27 protein-coding genes are annotated in these 23,984 nt (G+C 72.0%); 20 read left to right on the plus strand and 7 right to left on the minus strand.

All coding sequences use genetic code 11. The features are described from left to right. Positions 1-96 precede the first annotated feature (96 nt). The 7 genes from ACZ63J_RS31910 (at position 97) to ACZ63J_RS31940 (ending at position 5,649) form a co-directional block, all read left to right on the plus strand. Positions 97-1,128 carry an RDD family protein gene (locus ACZ63J_RS31910; RefSeq protein WP_465399535.1) on the plus strand — a complete coding sequence of 344 codons (1,032 nt, stop codon included), beginning with the start codon at positions 97-99 and terminating at the stop codon, positions 1,126-1,128. Positions 1,129-1,196: 68 nt separating this feature from the next. After that, positions 1,197-1,667, plus strand: a complete 471-nt coding sequence (locus tag ACZ63J_RS31915; RefSeq protein WP_465334897.1) for a CD225/dispanin family protein — start codon at positions 1,197-1,199, stop codon at positions 1,665-1,667. 49 nt (positions 1,668-1,716) lie between these two features. Then, positions 1,717-2,478 (plus strand): DNA repair protein RecO, encoded by a 762-nt coding sequence (gene recO, locus ACZ63J_RS31920; protein WP_465309540.1) that lies wholly within the window; start codon positions 1,717-1,719, stop codon positions 2,476-2,478. A 41-nt stretch (positions 2,479-2,519) separates the two neighbouring features. After that, positions 2,520-3,335 carry an isoprenyl transferase gene (locus tag ACZ63J_RS31925; RefSeq protein WP_465334899.1) on the plus strand — a complete coding sequence of 272 codons (816 nt, stop codon included), beginning with the start codon at positions 2,520-2,522 and terminating at the stop codon, positions 3,333-3,335. Continuing rightward, on the plus strand, positions 3,332-3,754 hold the full coding sequence (locus ACZ63J_RS31930; protein ID WP_465334901.1) for a YbjN domain-containing protein: 423 nt from the start codon (positions 3,332-3,334) through the stop codon (positions 3,752-3,754). The genes ACZ63J_RS31925 and ACZ63J_RS31930 overlap by 4 nt, the downstream gene beginning before the upstream one ends. Before the next feature lie 111 nt (positions 3,755-3,865). Further along, positions 3,866-4,864, plus strand: a complete 999-nt coding sequence (locus ACZ63J_RS31935) for a permease (RefSeq protein ID WP_465399634.1) — start codon at positions 3,866-3,868, stop codon at positions 4,862-4,864. Beyond that, complete coding sequence (locus ACZ63J_RS31940; RefSeq protein ID WP_465399536.1) at positions 4,861-5,649, plus strand: TIGR03943 family putative permease subunit; 789 nt, start codon at positions 4,861-4,863, stop codon at positions 5,647-5,649. Before ACZ63J_RS31935 ends, ACZ63J_RS31940 begins: the two co-directional genes overlap by 4 nt. A 180-nt stretch (positions 5,650-5,829) precedes the next feature. Here the strand turns inward: ACZ63J_RS31940 and ACZ63J_RS31945 are convergent, their stop codons facing one another. Continuing rightward, positions 5,830-6,243, minus strand: a complete 414-nt coding sequence (locus ACZ63J_RS31945; protein WP_465309548.1) for a Fur family transcriptional regulator — start codon at positions 6,241-6,243, stop codon at positions 5,830-5,832. Further along, complete coding sequence (locus tag ACZ63J_RS31950) at positions 6,243-6,608, minus strand: ArsR/SmtB family transcription factor (RefSeq protein WP_465399537.1); 366 nt, start codon at positions 6,606-6,608, stop codon at positions 6,243-6,245. The genes ACZ63J_RS31945 and ACZ63J_RS31950 overlap by 1 nt, the downstream gene beginning before the upstream one ends. Positions 6,609-6,867: 259 nt before the next feature. Here ACZ63J_RS31950 and ACZ63J_RS31955 point away from each other — a divergent pair, with 259 nt between their 5' ends. From ACZ63J_RS31955 to ACZ63J_RS32010, 12 genes are all read left to right on the plus strand, one after another. Further along, positions 6,868-7,953 carry an LPXTG cell wall anchor domain-containing protein gene (locus ACZ63J_RS31955; protein WP_465399538.1) on the plus strand — a complete coding sequence of 362 codons (1,086 nt, stop codon included), beginning with the start codon at positions 6,868-6,870 and terminating at the stop codon, positions 7,951-7,953. Further along, positions 7,954-8,592, plus strand: a complete 639-nt coding sequence (locus ACZ63J_RS31960; RefSeq protein WP_465399539.1) for a class F sortase — start codon at positions 7,954-7,956, stop codon at positions 8,590-8,592. A gap of 79 nt (positions 8,593-8,671) precedes the next feature. Further along, positions 8,672-9,313, plus strand: coding sequence for a class F sortase (locus tag ACZ63J_RS31965; RefSeq protein WP_465399540.1), 642 nt, complete (start codon positions 8,672-8,674; stop codon positions 9,311-9,313). Positions 9,314-9,402: 89 nt separating this feature from the next. Further along, positions 9,403-10,791, plus strand: a complete 1,389-nt coding sequence (locus ACZ63J_RS31970) for a glycine--tRNA ligase (RefSeq protein WP_465309558.1) — start codon at positions 9,403-9,405, stop codon at positions 10,789-10,791. A 93-nt stretch (positions 10,792-10,884) separates the two neighbouring features. After that, on the plus strand, positions 10,885-11,817 hold the full coding sequence (locus ACZ63J_RS31975; protein WP_465399541.1) for an ABC transporter ATP-binding protein: 933 nt from the start codon (positions 10,885-10,887) through the stop codon (positions 11,815-11,817). Continuing rightward, positions 11,814-12,554, plus strand: a complete 741-nt coding sequence (locus ACZ63J_RS31980) for an ABC transporter permease (RefSeq protein ID WP_465399542.1) — start codon at positions 11,814-11,816, stop codon at positions 12,552-12,554. Before ACZ63J_RS31975 ends, ACZ63J_RS31980 begins: the two co-directional genes overlap by 4 nt. A 28-nt stretch (positions 12,555-12,582) precedes the next feature. Then, on the plus strand, positions 12,583-13,788 hold the full coding sequence (locus ACZ63J_RS31985) for a sensor histidine kinase (RefSeq protein WP_465399543.1): 1,206 nt from the start codon (positions 12,583-12,585) through the stop codon (positions 13,786-13,788). Next, positions 13,785-14,390, plus strand: coding sequence for a response regulator transcription factor (locus ACZ63J_RS31990; RefSeq protein WP_465399544.1), 606 nt, complete (start codon positions 13,785-13,787; stop codon positions 14,388-14,390). The genes ACZ63J_RS31985 and ACZ63J_RS31990 overlap by 4 nt, the downstream gene beginning before the upstream one ends. Before the next feature lie 32 nt (positions 14,391-14,422). Beyond that, a complete protein-coding gene (locus ACZ63J_RS31995; protein WP_465334919.1) occupies positions 14,423-15,076 on the plus strand; it encodes a YdcF family protein in 654 nt (217 codons plus the stop codon). Between the two features lie 34 nt (positions 15,077-15,110). Then, positions 15,111-16,385 (plus strand): deoxyguanosinetriphosphate triphosphohydrolase, encoded by a 1,275-nt coding sequence (locus ACZ63J_RS32000; protein WP_465399545.1) that lies wholly within the window; start codon positions 15,111-15,113, stop codon positions 16,383-16,385. Positions 16,386-16,837: 452 nt separating this feature from the next. Next, the gene (locus ACZ63J_RS32005) at positions 16,838-17,932 is read left to right on the plus strand and encodes a serpin family protein (RefSeq protein WP_465399546.1); all 1,095 of its coding nucleotides are present in this window, start codon (positions 16,838-16,840) and stop codon (positions 17,930-17,932) included. Then, entirely contained in the window at positions 17,929-19,740 is a 1,812-nt protein-coding gene (locus ACZ63J_RS32010; RefSeq protein WP_465334929.1) for a glycosyl transferase, read from the plus strand. Before ACZ63J_RS32005 ends, ACZ63J_RS32010 begins: the two co-directional genes overlap by 4 nt. A gap of 4 nt (positions 19,741-19,744) precedes the next feature. Here ACZ63J_RS32010 and ACZ63J_RS32015 read toward each other — a convergent pair whose 3' ends face one another. Next, on the minus strand, positions 19,745-20,425 hold the full coding sequence (locus tag ACZ63J_RS32015) for an alpha/beta fold hydrolase (RefSeq protein WP_465399547.1): 681 nt from the start codon (positions 20,423-20,425) through the stop codon (positions 19,745-19,747). Positions 20,426-20,483: 58 nt separating this feature from the next. Between ACZ63J_RS32015 and ACZ63J_RS32020 the strand changes: the two genes are divergently transcribed. Further along, positions 20,484-21,014 (plus strand): DinB family protein, encoded by a 531-nt coding sequence (locus tag ACZ63J_RS32020; protein WP_465399635.1) that lies wholly within the window; start codon positions 20,484-20,486, stop codon positions 21,012-21,014. Between the two features lies 1 nt (position 21,015). Here the strand turns inward: ACZ63J_RS32020 and ACZ63J_RS32025 are convergent, their stop codons facing one another. From ACZ63J_RS32025 to ACZ63J_RS32040, 4 genes are all read right to left on the minus strand, one after another. Next, on the minus strand, positions 21,016-22,431 hold the full coding sequence (locus ACZ63J_RS32025) for a serine/threonine-protein kinase (RefSeq protein ID WP_465399548.1): 1,416 nt from the start codon (positions 22,429-22,431) through the stop codon (positions 21,016-21,018). 98 nt (positions 22,432-22,529) lie between these two features. Then, positions 22,530-22,919, minus strand: coding sequence for a VOC family protein (locus ACZ63J_RS32030; RefSeq protein ID WP_465399549.1), 390 nt, complete (start codon positions 22,917-22,919; stop codon positions 22,530-22,532). Continuing rightward, complete coding sequence (locus tag ACZ63J_RS32035) at positions 22,916-23,263, minus strand: VOC family protein (protein ID WP_465334937.1); 348 nt, start codon at positions 23,261-23,263, stop codon at positions 22,916-22,918. The genes ACZ63J_RS32030 and ACZ63J_RS32035 overlap by 4 nt, the downstream gene beginning before the upstream one ends. A 38-nt stretch (positions 23,264-23,301) precedes the next feature. After that, entirely contained in the window at positions 23,302-23,904 is a 603-nt protein-coding gene (locus ACZ63J_RS32040) for a TetR/AcrR family transcriptional regulator (RefSeq protein ID WP_465399550.1), read from the minus strand. Positions 23,905-23,984: the final 80 nt, after the last annotated feature.

The following is a 23,984-nucleotide window of genomic DNA, read 5'->3' on the forward strand; positions in this document are numbered from 1 at the left end:
GCGAGTACGCTCCCGCGGACGGTCCGCACCGCACCACCGGGCCGGACCCGTGCGAGGCTCCGCACGGGAGAGTGACCAACGAGGGGGAATACCGCGATGACCGATCCCTACGGTCAGCAGTCCTTCGGGCAGCAACCCGGTGGCCAGCAGCCGTTCGGACAGCCGCAGCCGGGCCAGGCGCCGCCGCCGTACGGGCAGCCGGCGCCGTTCGGGCAGCAGGGCGTTCCCTTCGGCGCGCCGCGGAACTACGCGAGCTGGGGCCAGCGCGCGCTGGGCTGGCTCGTCGACTTCGGCCCCATCGTGGGGCTTTACCTGGTGCTGGGCATCATCGCCTTCCTCACCCGGGGCAACTTCATCTTCCAGATCCTGGCCATCCTCGGGTTTGTCGCCTGGATCGCTTGGACGGTGTACAACCGCTGGATCCAGGCGGGCAACACCGGCCAGTCCATGGGCAAGCGGGTCGCCAAGATCAAGCTCGTCCGCGAGGACAACGGGCAGCCGATCGGCGCCGGCATGGCGTTCCTGCGCGACCTCGCGCACTTCGTCGACAACTTCCTTTGTTACATCGGCTGGCTGTGGCCGCTCTGGGACGACAAGTCCCAGACGCTATCGGACAAGATCGTCGGCACCGTCGTGGTCCAGGCCGACGAGTCGGCGGCGCCGAACCCGTTCGCACAGCCCGGCGGGTTCGCCGGTGGTTACCCGCCGGCGGGACAGCCCCAGTTCGGCCAGCCGCCGTCGGGCGGTTTCCCGCAGCAGCAGCCGCAGTCCGGTGGGTTCGGCCAGCCGCAGCCGCCTTCGGGCGGGTTCGCGCAGCCGCCGTCCTCGGGCGGTTTCCCGCAGCAGCCCGCTTCCGGCGGGTTCCCGCAGACGCCGCAGCCGGGCGGGTTCGGCCAGCAGCCGGGCCAGCCGCTCGCGCCGCCACCGGGCGGGTCCCCGTTCGACGAGCAGGCCGAGCGCACCCAGATGCTGCGCCCCGACTCCGCCGGGGGCGCGTCGCCGTTCGACGAGCAGGCCGAACGGACCCAGATGCTGCGGCCCGAAGCCCACGACGAGGCCGAGGCGACCCGCAAGATCGACCCGGGCCAGTTCGGGCAGCCGCCGAAGGACCAGCCGCCGCACCACTGACCGACCTTTCCGCGCAGCACCGCCGGAGCCACCCGGCGGAAGTTCACGAGTAGTTGGGGTACAAGTTCATGACCAATCCCTACGGCCAGCAGCAGCCCTATGGCCAGCAGCCGCAGCAGCCGCAGCAGCCCGGTTACGGCACGCCGTCCGGCGGCATGCCGGCGGCGCCGTACGGTCAGCCCGCGCCCTACGGCCAGCCGGCCCCGTACGGCCAGCCGCCCACCGGCGGCTTCGGCGCCCCGGGGTACGGCATGCCCGGCGGCGGCGACATCAACCAGATCAAGGACTACAAGGGCTGGGCGATCGGCAGCATCTTCCTCTGCTGGATCCTCGCGATCTTCGCGATCATGAAGTCCAACGAGGTCCAGACGTACAAGATGCAAGGCAACTACATGATGGCGGAGCAGGCGTCGAAGACGACCAAGACGCTCTGCCTCATCGCCTCCATCATCGGCGGCCTCGGCTGCGTGTTCGCGATCATCTGGATCATCGTCGCGGCCACCGCGGTGAGCACGTACTGCACGGGCTACTACTGCTGAACCCGGGTCGGTCCACCCCGGCATCGCCCGCAAGTGGGACGATGTCGGGGTGGTGAACCTCTACCGCGACACCGGGGTGGTGTTGCGCACGCACAAGCTGGGTGAGGCCGACCGGATCGTCACCCTGCTGACCCGGCGGCACGGCAAGGTCCGCGCCGTGGCCAAGGGTGTGCGGCGCACGTCGTCCCGCTTCGGTGCCCGGCTGGAGCCGTTCGGCCACGTCGACGTGCAGTTCTACACCGGCCGCACGCTCGACGTGATCACCCAGGTCGAGACCGTGGACGCCTTCGCGCTGCCGCTGGTCGCCGACTACCAGCGCTACACCGCGGCCAGCGCCATCGCCGAAACCGCGGACCGGCTCTCGGCCGAAGAGGGCGAGCCGGTGCTCAAGCTCTACCTCCTCGTCTGCGGCGCGCTGCGCTCGCTTGCCGCGGGGGAGCGTGACGCGTCCCTGGTGCTCGACGCGTTCTTCCTCCGCGCGATGTCCTACGCCGGCTGGGCGCCCGCGCTCACCGAGTGCGCCCGCTGCGGCCTGCCCGGCCCGCACGTCGCGTTCAGCGTCGCCGCCGGCGGGTCGATGTGCCAGGACTGCCGCGTGCCCGGGTCGGTGCACCCCGCGCCCGAGGTCCTGGACCTGCTCACCGCCCTCCTGCACGGCGAGTGGACGATGGCCGAGTCGACCCTGCCCGGCACCCGCCGCGACGCGAGCGGCCTGGTCGCGGCGCACCTGCAGTGGCATCTGGAGCGTCAGCTCCGGTCTCTTCCCCTGGTCGAGCGACGTGCCCGGGAGACCGTCGTGCCCGGGCAGTAGGGTCGGGCTGATCGGATTCACCCCATTCAGGGAGGCTCGCAGTGCTGCGCAGGGGACGCGAGAACAAGGCGTCGCGATACGAGCTGCGGGCCCCGGATCCGCACCCGTCGGGCGCGAAACCGCCGGAAATCCCGCGTGAGCTGGTGCCCAAGCACGTCGCGCTGGTCATGGACGGCAACGGCCGCTGGGCCAACCAGCGCGGCCTGCCACGCATCGAAGGCCACAAGCGCGGGGAAGCCGTGATGATCGACGTCGCCGCCGGTGCCGTCGAAATCGGCGTCAAGTGGCTCTCGGTGTACGCGTTCTCGACGGAGAACTGGAAGCGCAGCCCCGAAGAGGTGCGGTTCCTGATGGGCTTCAACCGTGACACCATCCGCCGCCAGGTCGACTACCTCGGGTCGATCGGCGTGCGCATCCGCTGGGCCGGGCGCCGGCCGAAGCTGTGGGCGTCGGTGATCAAGGAGCTGCAGGCGGCCGAGGAGAAGACCAAGCACAACACGGCGCTGAACATGACGATGTGCGTCAACTACGGCGGCCGTGCCGAGCTGGGCGACGCCATGCAGAGGATCGCGCGCGACGTCGCCGACGGTCGTTTGGACCCCGCGAAGGTCACCGAGAAGACCATCGGCAAGTACCTGTACCAGCCGGAGATGCCGGACGTGGACCTGTTCCTGCGGCCTTCGGGCGAGCAGCGGACGTCGAACTTCCTGCTGTGGCAGTCGGCCTACGCCGAGATGGTCTACCAGGACACGCTGTTCCCGGACTTCGACCGGACCCACTTGTGGCGGGCCTGCCTGGAGTTCGCGAAGCGGGACCGTCGTTTCGGCGCGGCCGTCGACCAGGCGTCGTCGTCATGAGCGCGACCGAAGCGGCCGAGACCGCGGAGCTGCTGACCCAGGCCAAGGAGTCCCTCGAGCGCTACCTCGAGGTGCACGTCGACGACGACGGCGCGCTGACGTTCTCCCACGGTGACGTCCCGTGCGTGATCCAGGCGACCCGGCTCGGCGAGGGCCTCACGGTGCTGACGCTGACCTGCGTCGTCGGCTGGGACCTGGCGGACCGGCCGGAGCTGTCGATCGCCGTCGCCGAGCGCGCCGGGCAGGGGCTGTTCGGGACGCTCGGGGTCGGGCATTCGGACAACGGCGTCGACGTGACGCTGCGCTACGCGTTCCCGGCGGCGGGCCTGGACGCGGCCGCGCTGGGGACGTTGCTGATGCTGGTGGTGTCGACGGCCTCGCAGCTGCGGACCGAGCTGCCCGGCGTCGTCCCGGAGTAGTTTTTTCGCCGCGAACGGTGGATTCCGGGCCGAAACGGACCGGATCCGACCGTTCGCGGCGCACGCGGCCGCGGCTTGTCGGCGGGCCCTGGCATAGTCGTCGCCGTGAACATGGTTTCCACTTCCGGCGCCCGGCGCACCCGGCGGTTCCGGGTCAGCTCGGTCGAAGTGCTGTGCGCGATCCTGCTGGTCGCGATCCTCGGCCAGGGCTGGCTGCAGCAGGTGTTCGACGTGCCCGCGTTGCGCACGGGCTCGACGGTGTTCGTCGCCGTCTGCGTGCAGGCGCTGCCGTTCCTGGTGCTGGGGGTGCTGATCAGCGGGGCGATCGCGGCGTTCGTGCCCGCGCGGGTGCTGGAGAAGGTGCTGCCGCGGCGAGCGGGGGCGGCGGTGGGTGTCGCCGGGCTCGCGGGGGTCGCGCTGCCGGGCTGCGAGTGCGCGTCGGTGCCGGTGGCGCGCCGGCTGATGGGGCAGGGCGTGGCGCCGGCGGCGGCGTTGACGTTCCTGCTGGCCGCGCCGGCGGTGAACCCGGTGGTGCTGGTGGCCACCGCGGTCGCGTTCCCGGGCCGGCCGGAGATGGTGCTGGCCCGGTTCGCGGGATCGCTGGCGACGGCGATGGTGATGGGCTGGCTGTGGGCCCGCTGGGGCAAGCTCGAGTGGATCACTTCGCGTGCGTTGCGTCGGCTGCCGGACGTGGCGGGCGGGCAGCGGTGGCGGGTGTTCGCGGAGACGGCCCGCACGGACCTGGTCGAGGCGGGCGGTTTCCTGGTGCTGGGCGCGCTGATCTCGTCGGCGCTGAACGTGCTGGTGCCGGCCCGCTGGTTCGGGGTGCTGGGCGAGCAGCTGGTGCTGGGCATCGTGGTGATGGCGGTGCTGGCGGTGGTGCTGGCGCTGTGCAGCGAGGCGGACGCGTTCGTGGCGGCGTCGCTGACGGCGATGCCGATGCTGCCGAAGCTGGTGTTCCTGGTGGTGGGCCCGGCGGTGGACGTGAAGCTGTTCGCGTTGCAGGCGGGCACGTTCGGCCGCTCGTTCGCAACCCGGTTCGCCCCGGCGACGTTCGTGGTGGCCGTGGGGTGCGCGGTCGTGGCCGGGTTGGTGGTGGGGGTGTCGTGAAGCGCGAAACGCAGAACATCCTGCTGCTCCTGTTGGGCGGCGCGCTGATCAAGATCGCGGCGAACGGCGACTACCTGAGGTACGTCAAGCCGGCCCAGCAGCCCTGGATCATCACGGGCGGCGCGGTGATGGTGCTGCTCGGAGCGGTGGCCATCGTCCGCGACCTCCTGGCGGCGCGCGGCAAGTCCGGCGGTGCGGTGGAGGGTCGCCCGGACGGCGCGGGTGACTCGGACGCCGGCCATCTTGATGGCGACCATCACGGCGCGGGTGACGGTCACTCACACTCCGCCCGCCCGGCGTGGCTGCTGCTGGTCCCGGTGCTGGCGGTGTTCCTGGTCGCCCCACCGGCGCTGGGCGCCGACTCCGTCATCCGCACCGAAGCGCGGGTGCCGGCGAGCGCGGCCGCGGCCAATGCGGCCGCGTTCCCGCCGCTGCCGGCGGGGAACGTCGTCCCGCTGGCGGTCAACGAGTTCGTCAGCCGAGCGGGCTGGGACGCGGCGGGCACGCTCAACGGCCGCACGGTCTCGCTCACCGGCTTCATCGTCCACACCGACGGCGCGACGCTGCTGGCCCGCCTGGTGATCAGCTGCTGCGCGGCCGACGCGTTCCCGGTCACGGTCCGCCTCCGCGACGGTCAAGCCGACCACCTGGCGAGCGACGCGTGGATCCAGGTGACGGGCCAGGTAGTCCCCGGCACGGCGACCAAGGCCAACAGCTACACCCCGGACTTCACCCCGGCATCGGTCACGACGGTCCCGGCTCCGAAGGACCCGTACGAGTACTAGCCCCGGCCGTCCCCACCCGGCCGCCTCGCGCACCCACCCGGACGACTCACGTTCCTGGGCGGACGACTCCCGTACCTGGCCGGACGACTCGCGTACTTCGGCGGACGACACGCGTACTCAGCTGGACGACTCGCGTACCTGGGTGGACGACACAGCCGCGGGTCGGTAGCAGCCCGAGAGTCAGTGGCGGGCGCAGGTGCCGGTGATCTCCACCGTGTGGGAGATCTCCGAAAAGCCGTGCTCGGCCGCGATCTTCTCCGCCCAGCGCTCGACCGCCGGGCCCTCGACCTCGACCGTCCGGCCGCACACGCGGCACACCAGGTGATGGTGGTGGTGCGCCGAACACCGGCGGTAGATCGCCTCGCCGGAGTCGGTGCGCAGGACGTCGATCTCGCCGGCCTCCGACAGGGACTGCAGGGTGCGGTACACCGTCGTCAGGCCGATGCCGTCGCCGCGTTTGCGCAGCTCGTCGTGCAGTTCCTGGGCGGAGCGGAAGTCGTCGACGGTGCTCAGCAGCTCGACGACCGCGGCCCGCTGCTTCGTCGAACGGCGGCCCGGCACCGGGGCCTGGCCGCGCGGGGCGACGGCGTTCATCACATTCCTTCCTGCACGTGGGCGACGGCGTCGACGACGATGTGCGCCAGGTGGTCGTCGGCGAGGCGGTAGACGACCTCGCGGCCGCGGCGCTCGCCCTGGACCACTCCCGCCGTCTTCAGCACCCGCAGGTGCTGGCTGATCAGGGGCTGCGCGACGTCGAGGGCGTCGACCAGCTCGTGGACGCACCGGTCGGCCGCGCGCAGCTGGAGCACGATCGCGATCCGGACCGGCGCGGCGAGCGCGCGCAGGAGGTCGCCCGCGTCGGACAGGACCGCCGCCGGCGGGTGCGCCGGTGGCGTGGCCGCCGCCGGGGCGCACTCCGCCAGTGCCGGCTGGGCGCCGCTCCCGGCCACCGTCGCCATAACCGCCTCCCCCGTGACCATGAATTCCGTAGTCATTACCGACAACGGCGTCGCCCATCCTAGTGTTCCCCCGGCCGGGTGCCCCGTCCGTCACCGGTCTCTGCGGGGTACGGCCGGTCGTATTGCTCCATTCGGGTGAGTTCGTGGGATATTGGCTCTTCGGCTTCGCATGTAGTGGCCGACGGTGCAAGGTTGTCGCGGAGCGTTTCGTCGCTTCTCGTACGCTGGCGACCCGCCCTGAGCAAAGCAGTGGGGAGACATGACGCGTTTCGTGACCAAGGCAGCCGTGCTGACGGCCGTCCTGTTCCCGCTGGTCGGAGCCGGGGTGGCCGGTGCGCAGAGCCAGGCCGTCGACGAGAAGACCGGGCCGGTCGCGTTCGCGAACATCGCGTCCGTCCGGATCGGCAGCGAAGGCCAGCGCGGCGGCGCGCTCATCACCGAGACCCAGCGCTCACCACTGCTGCCCGGGCAGTCGAAGCTCGGCACGGACCGCGTCTCGGTGCCGAAGGACGACGGCGAGCGGAACACCTTCGGCGGGCACTACCAGATCGACCTCGGCCGCTACAGCAACGGCAACCCGTACCCGTCGGGCGTCGCGAGCCGGGACCACAACGTCGTCGCCGCGCTGCAGGCGACCACCGTGCCCACCGCCGTCGCGGAGACGAACTACGCGCTGCGCGACACCTGGCAGGGCGGCGCGAAGCCGATCGACAACACCGTGCTCGTGCTGGAAGGCGCGAAGACCGCCGTGGACTGCACCGGCCCGGCCAAGCTCACCGGCACGTCCTCGGTGGCCCGGCTGTGGGTGCGCCAGGCTGACGGCTCGCTCGGCATCGTCCCGATGCCCGGCGGCAACGCCGGCCTCCAGCTGCAGAACCTGCGCCTCGGGCCGCCCGGTGACATCCAGAACGCCGCCGAGGCCACCACGGTCTCGGACCTGAAGCTGACCCGCGTCGCCGCGTTCGACCAGCTGATCCGGCAGGACGGCTGGCGCGGTGGCGACTTCACCGCCGTCGCCGGCTGGCGGGTCGAGATCACCACCCACGTCAAGGACGCCGCGGGCGCCGCGCTGCAGGACGTCGTGACGACCATCGTGCTCGGCGGGGTCAGCTGCTCGGTCCCGAAGGGGTTCGTCGCGAAGGCCGGCGGCCCCGCGGGCGGCACGACCGCCTCCCAGGCCGCGGTGCCGACGCAGGTCCCGGCCGGGTACCTCGGCGCGGCCGCGCCGGACACCGGCGGTGACGGCTCGCGCGTCCCGCTCGGCATCGGCCTGCTCTTCGGCGGGGTGTTCTTCGCCGCGGTCGCGCTGTTGCTCGGCAGGCGGCGCAAGTCCGGGACGGACTAGGTGCTCCGCACCGGGCTGGCCGCCGTCTCGGCGGCGCTGGCCGTGGCGGCCTTCGCCGCCGGCGTCATCCTGCTGACCTGGCTCCCGCCGACGGCCACGCAGGCCGCGGCGCCGCCGCCCGGCACGCTGCCGGGTGAGAACGCCGCCCCCGCCGTGCTGCCCGCGGACAGCGAGTCCGCCGCGCAGCAGCGCCCGGGCACGGTCCGGCTGCCCGACGGCGCCACCGCCCGGCTGGTCCGCACCGAGCTCACCGGCACCGGCGTGCTGCCGATTCCGCGCGGCCTGGGTGACGCGGCCTGGTGGGGCGCCAAGCTCGGCGCGGCCCGGGGCGCCGCGCTGCTGTCCGGGCACGTGAACTGGGAGGGCCAGCGCGGGCCGTTCGACGAGCTCTGGCGGATGCGTGACGGGGACGACGTCAGCGTCGTCGACGCGCGCGGCGGCCGGTGGGTCTACCGGGTCGACGACGTCGTCACGCTGCCGAAGGAGGCGCTGCCGGCGCAGGCCGCGAACTGGTTCGGCCAGGACGGCCCGCACCGGCTGGTGCTGGTGACCTGCGGCGGCGACTACGTCGGCGGCACCGAGGGGTACGACGAGAACCGCCTGGTCACGGCCACCCTGGTGACGCGTCCGACCGGCTGACCGAGTCCGGTGCAACCTTCTCCGCCCGGCACGGCATGTCTGTCTGTGCACTGGTCACGGAGTGAAGGAGCACAGGCGCATGCAGGAGCAGAACCCGGCGGAGCGGAAGAAGGCCACCGGCCGCTGGTGGATCGTCGGCGTGGCCGGCGCGTTCGTGATCGCGGCGCTGGTCGCGACCCTGCTCGTGTTCACCGGAAAGGATGAACCCGTCGGCGCGAACGGCACGACGACGCCGGTCGCGGCCGCGGACCAGCCGGCGAAGCAGGACACCGGTCAGGCCCCCGCGACGCTGGCGCTGCCCGGCGGCGGCACCGCGAAGCTGGTCCAGGAGGACCTGGACGCCGACGGCGCGTTGAAGATCCCCGAAGGCCTCGGCGAAGCCGCGTGGTGGGGCGCGAAGCTGGGCGCGGACCACGGCGTCGCGCTGCTGTCCGGGCACGTGAACTGGAAGGGCTCGAAGGGGCCGTTCACCGAGCTGTGGCAGGTCAAGCAGGGCCAGGAGGTGAAGCTGACCGACGCCGCCGGCGGCGCGTGGGTGTACCGGATCGACGCGACCGAGACGGTGCACAAGTCCGAGCTGGCCGGCCGCTCCGAGCAGCTCTTCGACCCGGACGGCCCGCACAAGCTGCTCCTGGTCACCTGCGGCGGCGAGTACGTCGGCGGCAAGGAGGGCTACGAGGACAACCGCGTCGTGACGGCGTCGCTGGTGACCCGGCCGTAGGCTCACCTGGGCGAAAACCGGTGGGCCTCGGCGGATACCCTGGAGGTTCTAGTCCGCCAACCGTCCCCGCAAGCTTTCCGGAGCGTGGAGTGCCCACGAACACCATCGATACCGTAGTCAGCCTGTGCAAGCGCCGTGGTTTCGTCTTCCCCAGCGGAGAGATCTACGGCGGTACCCGCTCGGCGTGGGACTACGGGCCGCTCGGGGTCGAGCTGAAGGACAACATCAAGCGCCAGTGGTGGAAGACCGTCGTGCAGGGCCGGGACGACGTCGTCGGCCTCGACTCGTCGGTCATCCTGCCGCGCCAGGTGTGGGTGGCCTCGGGGCACGTCAACGTGTTCACCGACCCGCTCATCGAGTGCCTGTCCTGCCACAAGCGGTTCCGCGCCGACCAGCTCGCCGAGGAGTACGCGGCGCGCAGCGGCAAGGAGACCTCCGAGGACGACCTGTCCGACGTGCCCTGCCCGAACTGCGGCACGCGCGGCAAGTACACCGCGCCGCGGGACTTCAACATGATGCTGAAGACCTACCTCGGCCCGGTGGAGTCCGAGGAGGGCCTGCACTACCTCCGCCCGGAGACGGCGCAGGGCATCTTCGTCAACTTCCTCAACGTGCAGACGACGTCGCGCAAGAAGCCGCCGTTCGGCATCGGCCAGATCGGCAAGTCGTTCCGCAACGAGATCACGCCGGGCAACTTCATCTTCCGGACGCGCGAGTTCGAGCAGATGGAGATGGAGTTCTTCGTCGAGCCGGGTGAGGACGAGACCTGGCACCAGTACTGGATCGACCAGCGCACCGAGTGGTACACCGACCTCGGCATCAAGCCGGAGAACCTGCGCCACTTCGAGCACCCGAAGGAAAAGCTCTCGCACTACGCGAAGCGCACGGTCGACATCGAGTACCGGTTCGCGTTCAACGCCGGGCAGGAGTGGGGCGAGCTCGAGGGCATCGCCAACCGCACCGACTTCGACCTGACCACGCACTCGAACCACTCGGGTGTCGACCTGTCGTTCTTCGACCAGGCGTCCGGCCAGCGCTACCGGCCGTTCGTCATCGAGCCGGCGGCGGGTGTCGGCCGGTCGATGATGGCCTTCCTGGTCGACGCCTACCACGAGGAAGAGGCGCCGACGGCGAAGGGCGGCGTCGAGAAGCGCGTCGTGCTGAAGCTCGACCCGCGGCTTTCGCCGTTCAAGGTCGCGGTGCTGCCGCTGTCGCGCAACGCCGACCTGACCCCGAAGGCCAGGGAGGTCGCCGCGACCCTGCGCAAGCACTGGAACGTCGACTTCGACGACGCGCAGGCGATCGGCCGCCGTTACCGCCGCCAGGACGAGATCGGCACGCCGTACTGCGTCACGGTCGACTTCGACTCGCTTGAGGACAACGCCGTGACGGTGCGCGAGCGCGACACGATGTCGCAGGAGCGCATCGCGATCGACAAGCTCGAGGCCTACCTGGCGGGCCGCCTGATCGGCTGCTGAACCATCCGGAGCCCGGGACCCCTGACACCTGTCACGGCCAGGACGTGACGCACGGTCTGGGGTCCCGGGCCTCCCGGGCGGCAGTCTGGGGGCATGCGAGAAACAGACATCCGGTCGGTCGCGGCGGGGGCCGCGGTCCACCTCACCGGCCTGCGGAAACACTACGGCGACGTGCACGCGGTCGACGGCGTCGACCTGACCATCGCCCCGGGCGAGGTGGTCGCCCTGCTCGGCCCCAACGGCGCGGGCAAGTCCACCACCGTCGACATGATCCTCGGCCTCAGCACGCCGGACAGCGGCGAGGTGCGGGTGTTCGGGCGGAAGCCGATCGACGCCGTCCGCGCCGGGCTGATCGGCGCGATGCTGCAGGGCGGCGCGCTGATGGACGACCTGACCGTCGGGGAGACCGTCGGCATGGTCGCGGCGCTGCACCGCAAGCCGATGCCGGTGGCCGAGGCTCTGGCGGCGGCCGGGATCGGGGAGCTGGCCGGCCGTCGCGCCAACAAGCTTTCCGGCGGGCAGAAGCAGCGGGTCCGCTTCGCCGTCGCCCTGGTCAGCAACCCCGACCTGCTGCTGCTCGACGAGCCGACCGCCGCGATGGACGTCGGCACCCGGCGCGAGTTCTGGCAGTCGATGTACGCCTTCACCGAGTCCGGCCGCACGGTCCTGTTCGCCACGCACTACCTCGAAGAGGCCGAAGAGTTCGCCGACCGGGTCGTGCTGATGCGCCGCGGCCGGATCGTCGCCGACGGCTCGGTCGCCGAGGTCCGCGCGCTGGCCGGGGGCCGCACCGTGCGGGCCGCCGTGCCGGGCGCCACCGAAGCCGTGATCGCGGCGCTGCCGGGGGTCAAGGAGTTCGAGCTGCGCGGCGACCGCGTCGCGATCTCCAGCGGCGACTCCGACGCGACGCTGTGGGCGCTCAAGTCCGCCGTCCCGGGTGTGCACGACGTCGAAATCAGCGCCGTCGGCCTCGAAGGCGCCTTCCTTTCCCTGACCGCCGACGACACCGCGGAGGCCGTGCGATGAACGCCACCTACCTGCTCACCGAGATCCGGCGGAACTTCCGCGCGCCGCGGTTCCTGATCTTCGTCGTCGCCTTCCCGGTGCTGATGTTCCTCTTGCAGACCAACGTCTTCGTGAAGGTGGACGCACCCGACCACGCGCAGATCGCCGCCGTGATCATGATCAACATGATGACCTTCGGGACGTTCGCCGCGGCCAACACCAGCGGCGCCCGGCTCGCCCTGGAACGCGCGCTCGGCTGGCAGCGGCAGCTGCGGCTGACCCCGTTGACCGGGACCGGATACCTGGCGGGCAAGGGCCTGTCGGGGATGCTCGTCGGGCTGCCCGCGCTGATCCTCGTGCCGCTGCTCGCCGTGACCATGGAGGGGGTCCACCTCGACGCCGCCGGCTGGGTGCGGATCTTCGCCGGGATCTGGCTGGGCACCATCCCGCTGGTGCTGCTCGGCCTGCTGATCGGGCAGTTCGGCACGCCGGAGTCGATGCAGCCGATCAGCATGCTGGTCACCCTCGGCATGGGCTTCCTGGGCGGGCTGTGGATCCCGATCGAGGGCATGCCCGGCTGGCTGCACGACGTCGCGCAGATCATGCCGACCTACTGGGTGCTGCAGCTGGCCCGGCCCGCGGTGACCACCGACATGGTGGTGTCGCTGCCGCAGGCCGCGGGGGTGCTGGCGGCGTGGACGGTCGTGCTGGGAGCCCTGGTGATCAGGCGTTACCGTAAGGACAGCGCCCGGGTCTGAGGGCCGGGACGGCGGAATGGGAACGGCGATGGCCAAGACGGAAGCGGAGCGCAAGCTCGGGCTGGGCAGCAGGGACACGTGGTGGGAGGACCCGCCGCCGAACCGCCACGGCAACGGACCGGACAAGTTCCGGTGGCCGGTCCTGTCGATCGTGTTCACGCTGCCCTACCTCATCCCGGTGACGAAGTCGCTGCTGGCCCGGGACCCGGTGACGCCCGGGGTGGTGGTGATGTGGGTGCTCGTCTACGGCGTCGCGGTCTCCTACGCGCTCTTCCCGGTGGCGTTCGACCGCAGCAAGCCGTTCCGGTTCGCCTACAGCGGGTGGATGCTCGCCCTGGGCCTGGCCGTGGTCGCCACGACCCACGCCAACCCGTTCGTGATGCTCTACGGCACCGCCGCGCTGGTGTTCCTGCTGCCGCTGGCGTGGGTGGTGCTCCTCGACGGCGCGGCGCTGCTGCTCGGGGCCGTGATCCTGCTGGTGGACGGCCGGTTCGGCGACAACTGGGGCGACCTGGTCACCGTCGGGTCGGTGACGATGGCGATGTTCTTCATGTCCAGCCTGGTCCGGGCGGTCCGGCGGCTGCAGCTGGCCAACGAGGAGATCGCCACCCTGGCGGTGGCGAACGAACGCGAGCGCGTCGCCCGCGACCTGCACGACCTGCTCGGGCACAGCCTCACCACGATCACCGTCAAGGCGGGGCTGGCCCGGCGGGTGCTGGAGAGCTCGGGGGACATCCCGCGCACGGTCGAGGAGATCCGCGAGATCGAGAGCCTCACGCGCAGCGCGCTCTCCGACGTCCGCGCGACCGTGTCGGAGTACCGCGAGGTGTCGCTGTCCGCCGAAGTCGCCGGGGCCCGTGCGGCGCTGCGGGCCGCGGAGATCGACGCCGACCTGCCGCACGCCGTCGACAACGTCCGGCCGGAGCTGCAGAACACCTTCGGGTACGTGCTGCGCGAAGCCGTGACGAACGTGCTGCGGCACTCGGGAGCCAAGCAGGTCAAGGTGAAGCTCGGCGACACCTGGCTGGAGATCGAGGACGACGGCACCGCCACAGAGGTCGTCGCGGGCAACGGCCTGCGCGGGCTCACCGAGCGGCTGGCCGCCGTCGGGGGGACGCTGCGGACGTCGGTGCGGCCCGGGGGAGGATTGCTGGTGCGGGCGGAGGTCCCGCAGCCGGAACCCCGCGCCACGGCCCCGGCCGTGCGCGCCGAACCCGCGGGAGGACTCGCTTGATCCGGGTGTTGCTGGCCGACGACCAGGCCATGGTGCGCGGCGCGCTGGCGACCGTGCTCGGCCTCGAATCCGACATCGAGGTGGTCGGGCAGGTCGGCTCCGGCGACGAGGTGGTGGCCGCCGCTCGCGAGGCCAAGCCCGACGTCGCCCTGCTGGACGTGCAGATGCCGGGCAAGGACGGCCTGGAAGCGGCCGCCGAGCTGCGGGCCGCGCTCCCGTCGTGCCGGGTGATCATCTGCACGACGTTCGGCAGGCCCGGGTACCTCGCCCGCGCGATGGCGGCGGGCGCGGCCGGGTTCGTCGTCAAGGACGCGCCGCCCGAGCAGCTCGTCGAAGCCGTCCGGCGAGTCCACAGTGGACTCCGGGTGGTGGACCCGGCGCTGGCCGCCGAGTCGCTCGCCACCGGCGCCAGCCCGCTCACCGGGCGGGAGCGGGACGTGTTGCGGGAAGCCAAGGACGGCAGCACGGTCGCCGACGTCGCCCGTGCGCTGCACCTGTCGGAAGGGACCGTGCGCAACCACCTGTCGGCGGCGATCGGCAAGACCGGCGCCCGGACCCGAGCCGAAGCGGTGCGGCTCTCGGAGGAGCGCGGCTGGCTCTGAGCGGCCGGCGGCGGTCTGACAAGATGGGCCGGGTGGGTACCGCTGAACGCAGGAAGCCGTCGCGCGCGAGCTGGGCGCGCCGGATCGCGCTCGGCACGGTCCTCGTGCTGCTCGCGCTCGTCGGCGGCACGGCGTTCCGGATCTGGCAGGTCGCCCGCGAAAACGACCGGACGCAGGCCGACGTCATCGTCGTGCTGGGCGCGGCGCAGTACAACGGCAAGCCGTCGGACATCTACGCCGCGCGGCTGACCAAGGCGAAGCAGCTCTACGACGCGGGTGTCGCGAAGACCATCGTGACCGCGGGCGGCAAGAAGGCCGAAGACAACTTCACCGAGGCCCGGGCCGGGCAGCTGTGGCTGACCCGCCGTGGCGTGCCCGCGACGGCGACGCTGGCCGTCGGGGAGGGCAGCGACACGCTGCGGAGCCTGCGCGCGGTCGCCGGGCAGGTCGAGGCGCGCGGCTGGCGCACGGCGGTGCTGGTCAGCGACCCGTGGCACTCCTTCCGCGCCCGGACCATGGCCGACGACCTGGGCCTGGACGCCTGGACCGCGCCGACGCACAGCGGGCCGATCGTCCAGGAGCGGGTCACCCAGGTGCGCTACATCGTCCGCGAGACCGGCGCGCTGCTGTACTACCGGCTGACGAAGACCCCGGCCGACGACCTGTTCGCCACGTTCCTGGGATGAGCTTTTTGTCGGTCTCCCTGCCTAAGCTGAGCGGGTGAACGACGGCTACACCGAGCACGACACCGCCCGCCTGCTGCCGGAACCGGCGAAGGGCGCGGCGCTGCCCGGCACGCGCGCGGACGGGCGCAGCGCGTTCTCCCGCGACCGGGCCCGCGTGCTGCACTCGGCGGCGTTGCGGCGGCTCGCCGGCAAGACCCAGGTGGTCGGGCCGGGGGAGGGCGCCGAGGTCACCGGCGTCCCGCGCACCCGGCTGACGCACTCGCTGGAGGTCGCGCAGATCGGCCGGGGCATCGCCGAGGAGCTGGGCGCCGACCCGGACCTCGTCGACACCGCCGGGCTGGCGCACGACATCGGGCACCCGCCGTTCGGGCACAACGGCGAGCGCGCGCTCGACGAGGTCGCCACCGCGTGCGGCGGGTTCGAGGGCAACGCGCAGACGCTGCGCATCGTCACCCGGCTGGAGCCGAAGCTCCTGGAGGGCGACGCGACGTCCGGGCTCAACCTGACCCGCGCCTGCCTCGACGCGACCACGAAGTACCCGTGGGTGCGCAGGCCTGGCCAGGCGAAGTACGGGGTGTACGCCGACGACGCCAAGGTGTTCGAGTGGTTCCGCGAAGGCGCCCCGGCGGAGCGGACGTGCCTCGAGGCCCAGATCATGGACTGGGCCGACGACGTCGCGTATTCGGTGCACGACGTCGAGGACGGAGTGCTGGCCGGCCGGATCAAGCTGGGGGTGCTGGCTCACCCGGACGAACGCGCGGCCGTCGCCGCGGCGGCCGCGAAGCACTTCTCCGGCCAGTCGGTGTCCACTTTGGAGGGTGCGGCCGAGGAGCTGCTGGCGCTGCCGGTGGTGGCCGCGGTGATCGAGGCGGGCTCCGACGGCTCGCCCGGCGCCCAGGTGGCGTTGAAGAGGCTGACGAGCGAGCTGGTCGGCCGTTTCACGACGGCGGCGGTCACCGGCACCCGGGCGGAGTTCGGCGAGGGCCCGCTCGGCCGCTACCGGGCGCGGCTCTGCGTCCCGGAGCAGGTCGCGGCGGAGGTGGCCCTGCTGAAGGCGCTCGCGCTCCGGTACGTGATGAGCGACCGGCGCCGGCTGGCGATGCAGGAGGGGCAGCGGGAGCTGCTGGCGGAGCTGGTGCACGCGCTGGCGCGCCGGGCCCCGGAGTCGCTCGACCCGCTGTTCGTCCCGGCCTGGAACGCCGCACCGGACGACGCCGGCCTGCTGCGCGTGGTGGTCGACCAGGTCGCCTCCCTGACCGACGCCCAGGCCCACGTCTGGTACTCCTGGCACGTAACCCGCCTGCACTGACCCGCCCGCGCGCGTGTCCGGCGAGGCATCACGCGTGTCCGGAGGGGCATCACGCGTGATTGGCGGGGAATCACGCGTGATCAAAGGGTCGACACCCGTGACCAGAGGGTCGACACGCGTGATCAGAGGGTCGACACGCGTGATTGAAAGGTCAACACGGCAGTGATGGCCCGGCCCCGCCGTGTCGACCCCACAATCACGCGTGTCGACCCTGCAATCACGCGTGTCGACTGCTCAATCACGTGTGTCGTCCCTTCGGGCACGCATGTCGTTCGTCTGGGGACGTGTGTCGTCCGGCTGGGTGCGTGTGTCGGGCGGGTAGGGAGGTGGACCGCGGGGGGGTGGGTGGTTCTGGCACCGGGGATGGGCCGTTCGGTGGGGGATTTGTCACCCGTGGGCGGAGTTCCGCGTAGCCGGTCGACGGGGTGAACCGTTCCGGTAGTCTCGCCCGCATGGCCACGGACAGCCACCTCCGGTTCGCCCTCGCCGTCCACGCGGCCCTCGGCTCCGACGGCGGGAACTCCTGTTTCTCGCCGTATTCGGTGGCCAGCGCGCTGACCCTCGCCGCCCTGGGGGCCCGGGGCGACACCCGCGAGGAGCTGGTCGCGCTGCTGGGCGACCCCGCCGAGCAGACGTCGCTCCTGCGGGACGCCGCCCAGCTCGTCGAAGAGGCGCGCGGGGCCCAGCAGCCCGAGCTGGCCGTCGCGAACACGCTGTGGGCCGACGACCGCCTCCCGCTCGAAGACTCCTTCAAGACAGAGCTGGCCGGGTGGCCCGGCGCGGCCGTCGCGAGCGCGCCGTTCGAGAAGGAGCCCGAGACCGCCCGGGCCACGATCAACGAGGACGTCGGCCGCACGACGCACGGGTTGATCCCCGAGCTGCTGCCGCCGGGCTCGATCGACTCGAGCATCGCGGCCGTGCTGGTCAACGCGCTGTACCTCAAGGCCGCGTGGATGAAGCCGTTCCGCGAGGCCAACACCTCGGACGCGCCGTTCCACGCGCCGTCCGGCACGCGTGACGTGCCGACGATGTGGCTGAGCGAGAGCGTCGGGTACGCGCACACCGGCGGCTGGCAGGCGGTGCAGCTGGCCGCCGCGGGCGGCCTGCAGACCGTCGTGCTGCTCCCGGACGACGACCTCGCCGAGGCCGAAGCGGCGCTCGACCAGGCCGCGCTGACGAGCCTGCTCGGCAAGATCCGCTTCAAGCCGCTCGAGCTCGCCCTCCCGAAGGTCTCGCTCGACATCCCGAGCCAGCTGACCCGCGTGCTGCAGGGCCTCGGCGTGCGCACGATGTTCACCGACCGGGCCGACCTGGGCGGGCTCTCCCCGGATCCGCGGCTCGCGGTGTCCGAGGTGCTGCACCAGGCCGTCCTGCGGGTGGACGAGCAAGGCTTCGAAGGCGCCGCGGCGACCGCGCTCACCATGCGCCTGACCTCGATGATGACCGACGCCCCGGTCGCCGTCACGGTCGACCGGCCGTTCCTGCTGCTGGTCCGGCACACCGGCACCGGGGCCCTCTACTTCTTCGCCAGGGTGGTCGAACCGTGAGCTTGAAGTCCGAAGCCGTGCCCGAGCTCGTCCCACCCGCGCCCGAGGCCCCGGCCGCCCCGAAGCGCTGGGCGTGGCAGGACTCCGCGATCGCCGGCGGCTTCCTGCTCTTCACGATCCTGCTCTACAACGGCCTGTGGTTCGACCTCAAGCGCGGGTACCTCTGGAACGGCGCGTCCGACCAGAGCCAGTGGGAGTGGTACTCGACGGTCGTCGCGAAGTCCGTCCTGCACTTCCAGAACCCGTTCACGACGGACCTGCAGAACTACCCGCACGGCGTGAACATGGCGGCCAACGCGGCGATGTTCGGGCTCAACATCCCGCTCGCCCCGCTGACGCTCACCTTCGGCGCCACGCTGACCTGGGCGATCGTCCTCACCGCCGGGCTCGCCGGCACCGCGATCGGCTGGTACTGGGTGTTTTCCCGGCACCTGGTGCCGAACCGGACGGCGGCCGCGATCGGCGGCGCGTTCTGCGGGTTCGCCCCGCCGATGATCTCGCACGGCAACGCGCACCCGAACTTCGTGGTGCTGTTCGTGCTGCCGTTCATCGCGCTCAAGACGATCCAGATCGCCCGCGGTGAACGCCCGGTGCGCAACGGGATCTTCCTCGGGCTGCTCGTCGCGTGGCAGATCCTGCTGGGCGAAGAGCCGCTCGCGATCTTCGCGCTGACGTTCCTCGTGTTCGCGGTCGCCTACCTGATCCCGCGGCGCGCGGAGATCCGCGGCATGCTGGCGCCGCTGGCCAAGGGCGTCGGGGTCGGCGCGGTCGTCGCGCTGCTGATCGCCGGGTTCCCGTTGTACTGGCAGTTCTTCGGCCCGCAGAGCTTCCATTCGCTGCTGCACGGCCCGGCGGGCAACGACACGGCGGCGTTCACGCGCTTCGCGACGCAGTCGATCGCGGGCGCGCCGGAAGCCGCCGCGGACGTCTCGATGAACCGCACCGAGGAGAACGCGTTCTTCGGCTGGCCGCTGATCGTGCTCATGGTGATGGTCACGATCTGGCTGTGGCGCGACGTCGTTTCGCGAGCGCTCGCGATCACGATGTTCGTGATGGCGTTCCTTTCCCTCGGTGTCGAGATCACGGTGGCGCACGAGGACACCGGCATCCCCGGGCTGTGGAAGTGGCTGGGGCAGCTGCCCTTGCTGGACTCGCTGCTGGAGTCCCGGCTCGCGATGGGCTGCATCCCGGTGGTCGGCGGGCTCCTGGCGATCGCGACGCACCGCGTCTGGACGGCGGCGGCCGAGCAGCCGGAGCCCCTGGAGGGCAAGACCCGCTTCCCGCTGCGCATGGTCTGGGTCGGCGCGCTGGTGGCGGTGCTGCTCCCGATCGCCCCGACGGAGCTGGTGACGCACGAGCGCCCGCTGTCGCCGTCGTTCTTCGCCGACGGCACCTGGCGCCAGTTCGTCGCCCCCGGCGGCTCGCTCGTGCCGGTGCCGCTGCCGAGCACCGGTGAGGCGGAACCGTTGCACTGGCAGGTGGACGCCGGCCTCGGCTATCCGATGCCGGAGGGGTACTTCGTCGGCCCGACCTCCGCGGACGACCGCCGCGGCCGTTACGGCGCGGTGCCGCTGCCGACGTCGGACCTCTTCGCCGAGGTCGAACGCACCGGCCAGACGGCGGACGTCACCGAAGCCGACCGCACGCAGGCCTTGGCGGACCTGCGCGCGTGGAACGCCGACGTGCTCGTGGTGGGCCCGCGGCAGAACCAGGAAGCCTTGAAGTCCACTGTGGAGCTCCTGCTGCGGAAGCCGGCGGAGTTCGTCGGCGGGGTGTGGGTCTGGGATGTGCGCGCGCTGACGCCGTAAGCGGTCAACCGGCCGCCACGAGGATCCGGGCCAGCTCCTCGGGCTCGGAGAACATCGGCCAGTGGCCGGTGTCCATTTCGACCAGCTGCCAGCGTTCGCTCGTGAGCAGCTCGACGACGTCCGGGCTCGGCGTGTCGCCGTCGAGCAGGCACTTGATGTACGTGGCGGGGATTTCCCCCAGCGGCCGGGTCAGCACCGCCGGTTCGGTCAGCGACGCCGCCGGGTGCGGGGTCGAGCCGCCGACGATGCGGGCGACCTGCTGCTCCGAAAGCCCTTGCCCCGCATAGTCTTCCGCGGTCAAGGGCGGCCAGAAGCCGCTCTCGGTGAGGGCGGCCAGCCGCTCGGCGCTCCAGTGCGAGGCGAACGCCTCACCGTCGGCGGGGACGTTCGAGTCGACGAACACCGCGCGGCGCAGCCGGTCGCCGATCCGCTCGGCGGCCTGCCCGGCCGGGATGCCGGAGTAGCTGTGCCCGACCACCACGACGTCCCGCAGGTCACCACGCTCGACGACGTCGACGATGTCCTGCACGTGGGTCTGCTGTCCTGCGGGCACGGCCCGCCGTTCGGCGAGCCCGGAGAGGGTGACGGCGTGGGCGCCGTGGCCGGCCTCGCGCAGCGCCGGAACCACGTCGTCCCACGCCCACGAGCCGAGCCAGGCGCCGGCGACCAGTACGAATTCAGCCATGCCCGGAACCTAGCCGAGGGCACCGACATTTTCGGTAGAGTCGGCGGTCGTGACCTCAATGGACGAACAAGGCCGGCCCGAGCCGCCCTTCGACGGTGACGAAGCCGCGACGCTGGTCGGGTTCCTCGAATACCACCGCGCGACCCTGGCGTGGAAGTGCGCGGGCCTGGACGCGGCCGCCCTGCGCACGACGCTCGCCCCGGCCGCGATGACGCTGGGCGGGCTGCTCAAGCACATGGCCTACGTCGAGGACAACTGGTTCTCGTTCGTGCTCTTCGACCACAAGCGGGCCGCACCGTTCACCACGGTGGACTGGGCGCGAACTCCCGACTGGGACTGGGAATCCGCGGCGGACGACTCGCCGGAGGAGCTCCGGAAGCTGTGGGAGGACGCCGTTTCCCGCTCGCGGACGGCGCTGGCGGGCGTGCTGGAGACCGGCGATCTGTCCCAGCGCTCGGCCCGGCGCTTGCGTGACGGCGGGTGGCCGAGCCTGCGCTGGATCCTGGTCCACATGGTCGAGGAGTACAGCCGCCACAACGGCCACGCCGACCTGATCCGCCAGTCGATCGACGGCAGCACGGGCGAGTAGCTCAGCGGCTCTTGCCCACCGAGTCGGAGTCGATGCACAGCCGGTCGTCCCGCAGCGCGAGGCCGAGGACGTGGGTTTCGGTGACGTCCGGGCGGCCGTCGCGGTAGTGCAGCCGGATCCGGGCGGTCACCGTGCTGCCGGCGACCGCCGGCGTGCCGACGACCTCGGCGCCGCTGAACTTGCTCCAGAACTTGTCGTAGCTGTCCCGGGTCCGCAGCCGCAGGTTCGGGCCGATCAGGTCCCAGCCGGCGTCGGTGTCCGGCATCAGCCCGTAGTAGTGGACGACGAACCCGGACAGGTCACCGGGCGACGGCCGGCTCGCCCCGGCCGTCGTCACCGCGACGGGAACGGTGGTCTCCGCGACCGGAACGGTGGTGCGGACCGGCGCCGCTACCGGCGCCGACGTCGGTGTCCCGGACGGCGTCCGCGTCTGCAGTGCGGGCAGGGCGATCAGCGCGCCCACCCCGCCGAGCAGGATGAGCACGACCACCGTGAGCGCGAGCGCGAGAGCGGGTCCGCGCCGCGGTGCGGCGGCCTCCGGTTCGACCCGGGTGAAGGCCCGGGTTTCGGCGGGTGGCGGCGCGAGGACGGGACGCGGCGGCGCCGAGCCCAGCGCGGCGCGTGCCCCCGCCGCGAGCGCCGCGGCGGTGGGGTACCGGTCGTCCGGGCTCTTCGCCATCCCGCGGGCCACCACGCCGTCGAGGGCCACCGGCGTGCCGGGGCGCAGCAGGCTCGGCCGCGGTGGCGGCTCGTTCAGGTGGGCGTTGAGCAGGGACGCCGCCGTGGTCGCGGCGAACGGCTTGGTGGCGGTCAGGCACTGGTGCAGGACGCACGTCAGGGCGTAGACGTCGACCCGCTGGTCAGGGCGGGCGCCGGTGAACCGTTCGGGCGCCATGTAGTCGAGCGTGCCGATGGCGGCGCCCGCGCCGGTCAGCCCGGTCGCCGACTCCTGGGAGCGCGCGATCCCGAAGTCCACCAGGTAGGCGAACCCGTTGTGGTTGAGGAGGATGTTGGACGGCTTGACGTCGCGGTGGACCAGGCCTTCGGCGTGCGCGGCCGTGAGGGCCTGCGCGATCTGGCCGACGACGTCGACGGCCTCGCCCGGGTCCATCGGCCCGCGCGTGCTCAGCCGGGTCGCCAGGTCCTCACCTTCGACGAGCTGCATGTCCAGGTACAGGCGGCCGTCGATTTCCCCGAACGAGTGAATCGGCACGATGTGCGGCTCGCGCAGCCGGGCCGCCGCGTGCGCTTCGCGGCGGAAGCGTTCGCGGTACTCCTCGTCGGCGGCGAGGTGGGCCGGCAGCACCTTCAACGCCACGACCCGGTCGAGCCGGGTGTCGTAGGCGCGCAAGACCTCGCCCATGCCGCCGCGCGCGATCGGCCGCTCGATCCGGTACGGCCCGAATTCGGTGTCCACGTGGCTCCTTCGCAGGCGGATTACCCCCGAAGTCGCCCGGCGACCGGCAGCGCGTTACACGTCGGTCATTCCCGGAAACCGGTCCGGGTACGGCGAAATCAGCCGACGAAGAGGCAGAACGGGTGGCCCGCCGGGTCCGCGTACACGCGCAACGGCTCCTCCGGATCGTCCGCGTGGTCGGCCAGCAGCCGCGCACCCAGCGCCAAGGCTCGCTCGTGCTGTTCGTCCAGCTCGGCCACCGTTTCCACGGTCAGGTCGAGGTGCAGCATCTGCGGCCGCGGCCCGGCCGGCCACGTCGGCGGCTCGAGGGATTCGACGCGCTGAAACGCCAGCCGCGGCACGCCGGCGGAGTCGAGGAGGACGGCCCAGTCGTCACCGTCGCCCGGGCGGAGGGTGAACCCCAGGAGCCGCCGGTAGAAGCCGGCCAGGCCGCGGGCGTCGGTCGTGTCGAGGACGACCTGGCGCAGGTGCGGCACCCGGTCGGTCACACCGCCTGCGCGATCTGGAAGACGTTGCCGAACGGGTCGCGGACCATCGCGCGGCGGTCGCCGTAAGGCATGTTCGCCGGTTCTTCGAGACTCTGCGCGCCGCAGTCGAGCGCGCGGCGGTACGTCGCGTCCGCGTCGGGGACGTAGACGTAGAGGAACGCGGGGAACAGCGCCCGCTCACCTTCGGCGGACACCAGCACGAGCGAGTCGCCGATGCGGATCTCGGCGGGGCGGCCGCCCTCGACCTCGCCGGTCGCGCCGAAGACCGTGCGCAGGAACGCGACGGCGGCGACAAGATCGCTCACCACCATCCGCGGGACGACCGTCTGGGAACCCGGGTTCATACCGGCCCACCCAAGCCCGTTCCGGCGCCGAGCACAAGTCAGAGCCGCAGGCCGGCCAGCTTCACCAGGAACCGGTCGACCTGCTCGACGGCGGGCGGCCACGGCAGGTCGGGCTCGTTGATGCGCTGCGCCAGCATGCCGTTGACGGCCGTCCGCAGGTCGATGGCGACGGTCGCGGCGTCGTCTTCCGGCGCCAGGCCGGCGTCCATGCAGGCCTGCACGGCGTCCGTCGTGCGCGCGACCATGACCTCCTTGAACGGCATGCCGTGGCGCCGGTGGACCTTGCTCTCGTGGAGGACCTTGTACAGCCCGGAGTGCTCCTGCGCCCACGCCGCCTGCGCGAGGATCCGCCCGCGCAGCGCGGCCGCCGGGTCCGGGGCGGCCGCGGCGGCCTCGTCACCGGTGCGCACCAGCTCCTCGTGACAGCGCTGCATCGCGGCCAGCACCAGCGCGTCGCGGTCCGGGAAGTGCAGGTAGACCGACGTCGCCGCGATCGACACCGCGCGCGCGACGGCCCGCAGCGAGAGCGCCTCGTCGTCGGCCAGCTCGTCGAGCATCCCGACGGCGGCCGTGACGATCTCTTCGCGCAGCAGTTCACCCTGGCCCCGGGAGTTGGGGCGGCGGCGAGGGGTTTCGGTCATGGTCGGCCCAGTGTAGCTGGACACCCATTGCGCTACAGGTGTAGCTTCATTCGCACTACAGCTGTAGCGCTACGATCGTT

The organism is Amycolatopsis sp. NPDC104863 (assembly GCF_055582965.1).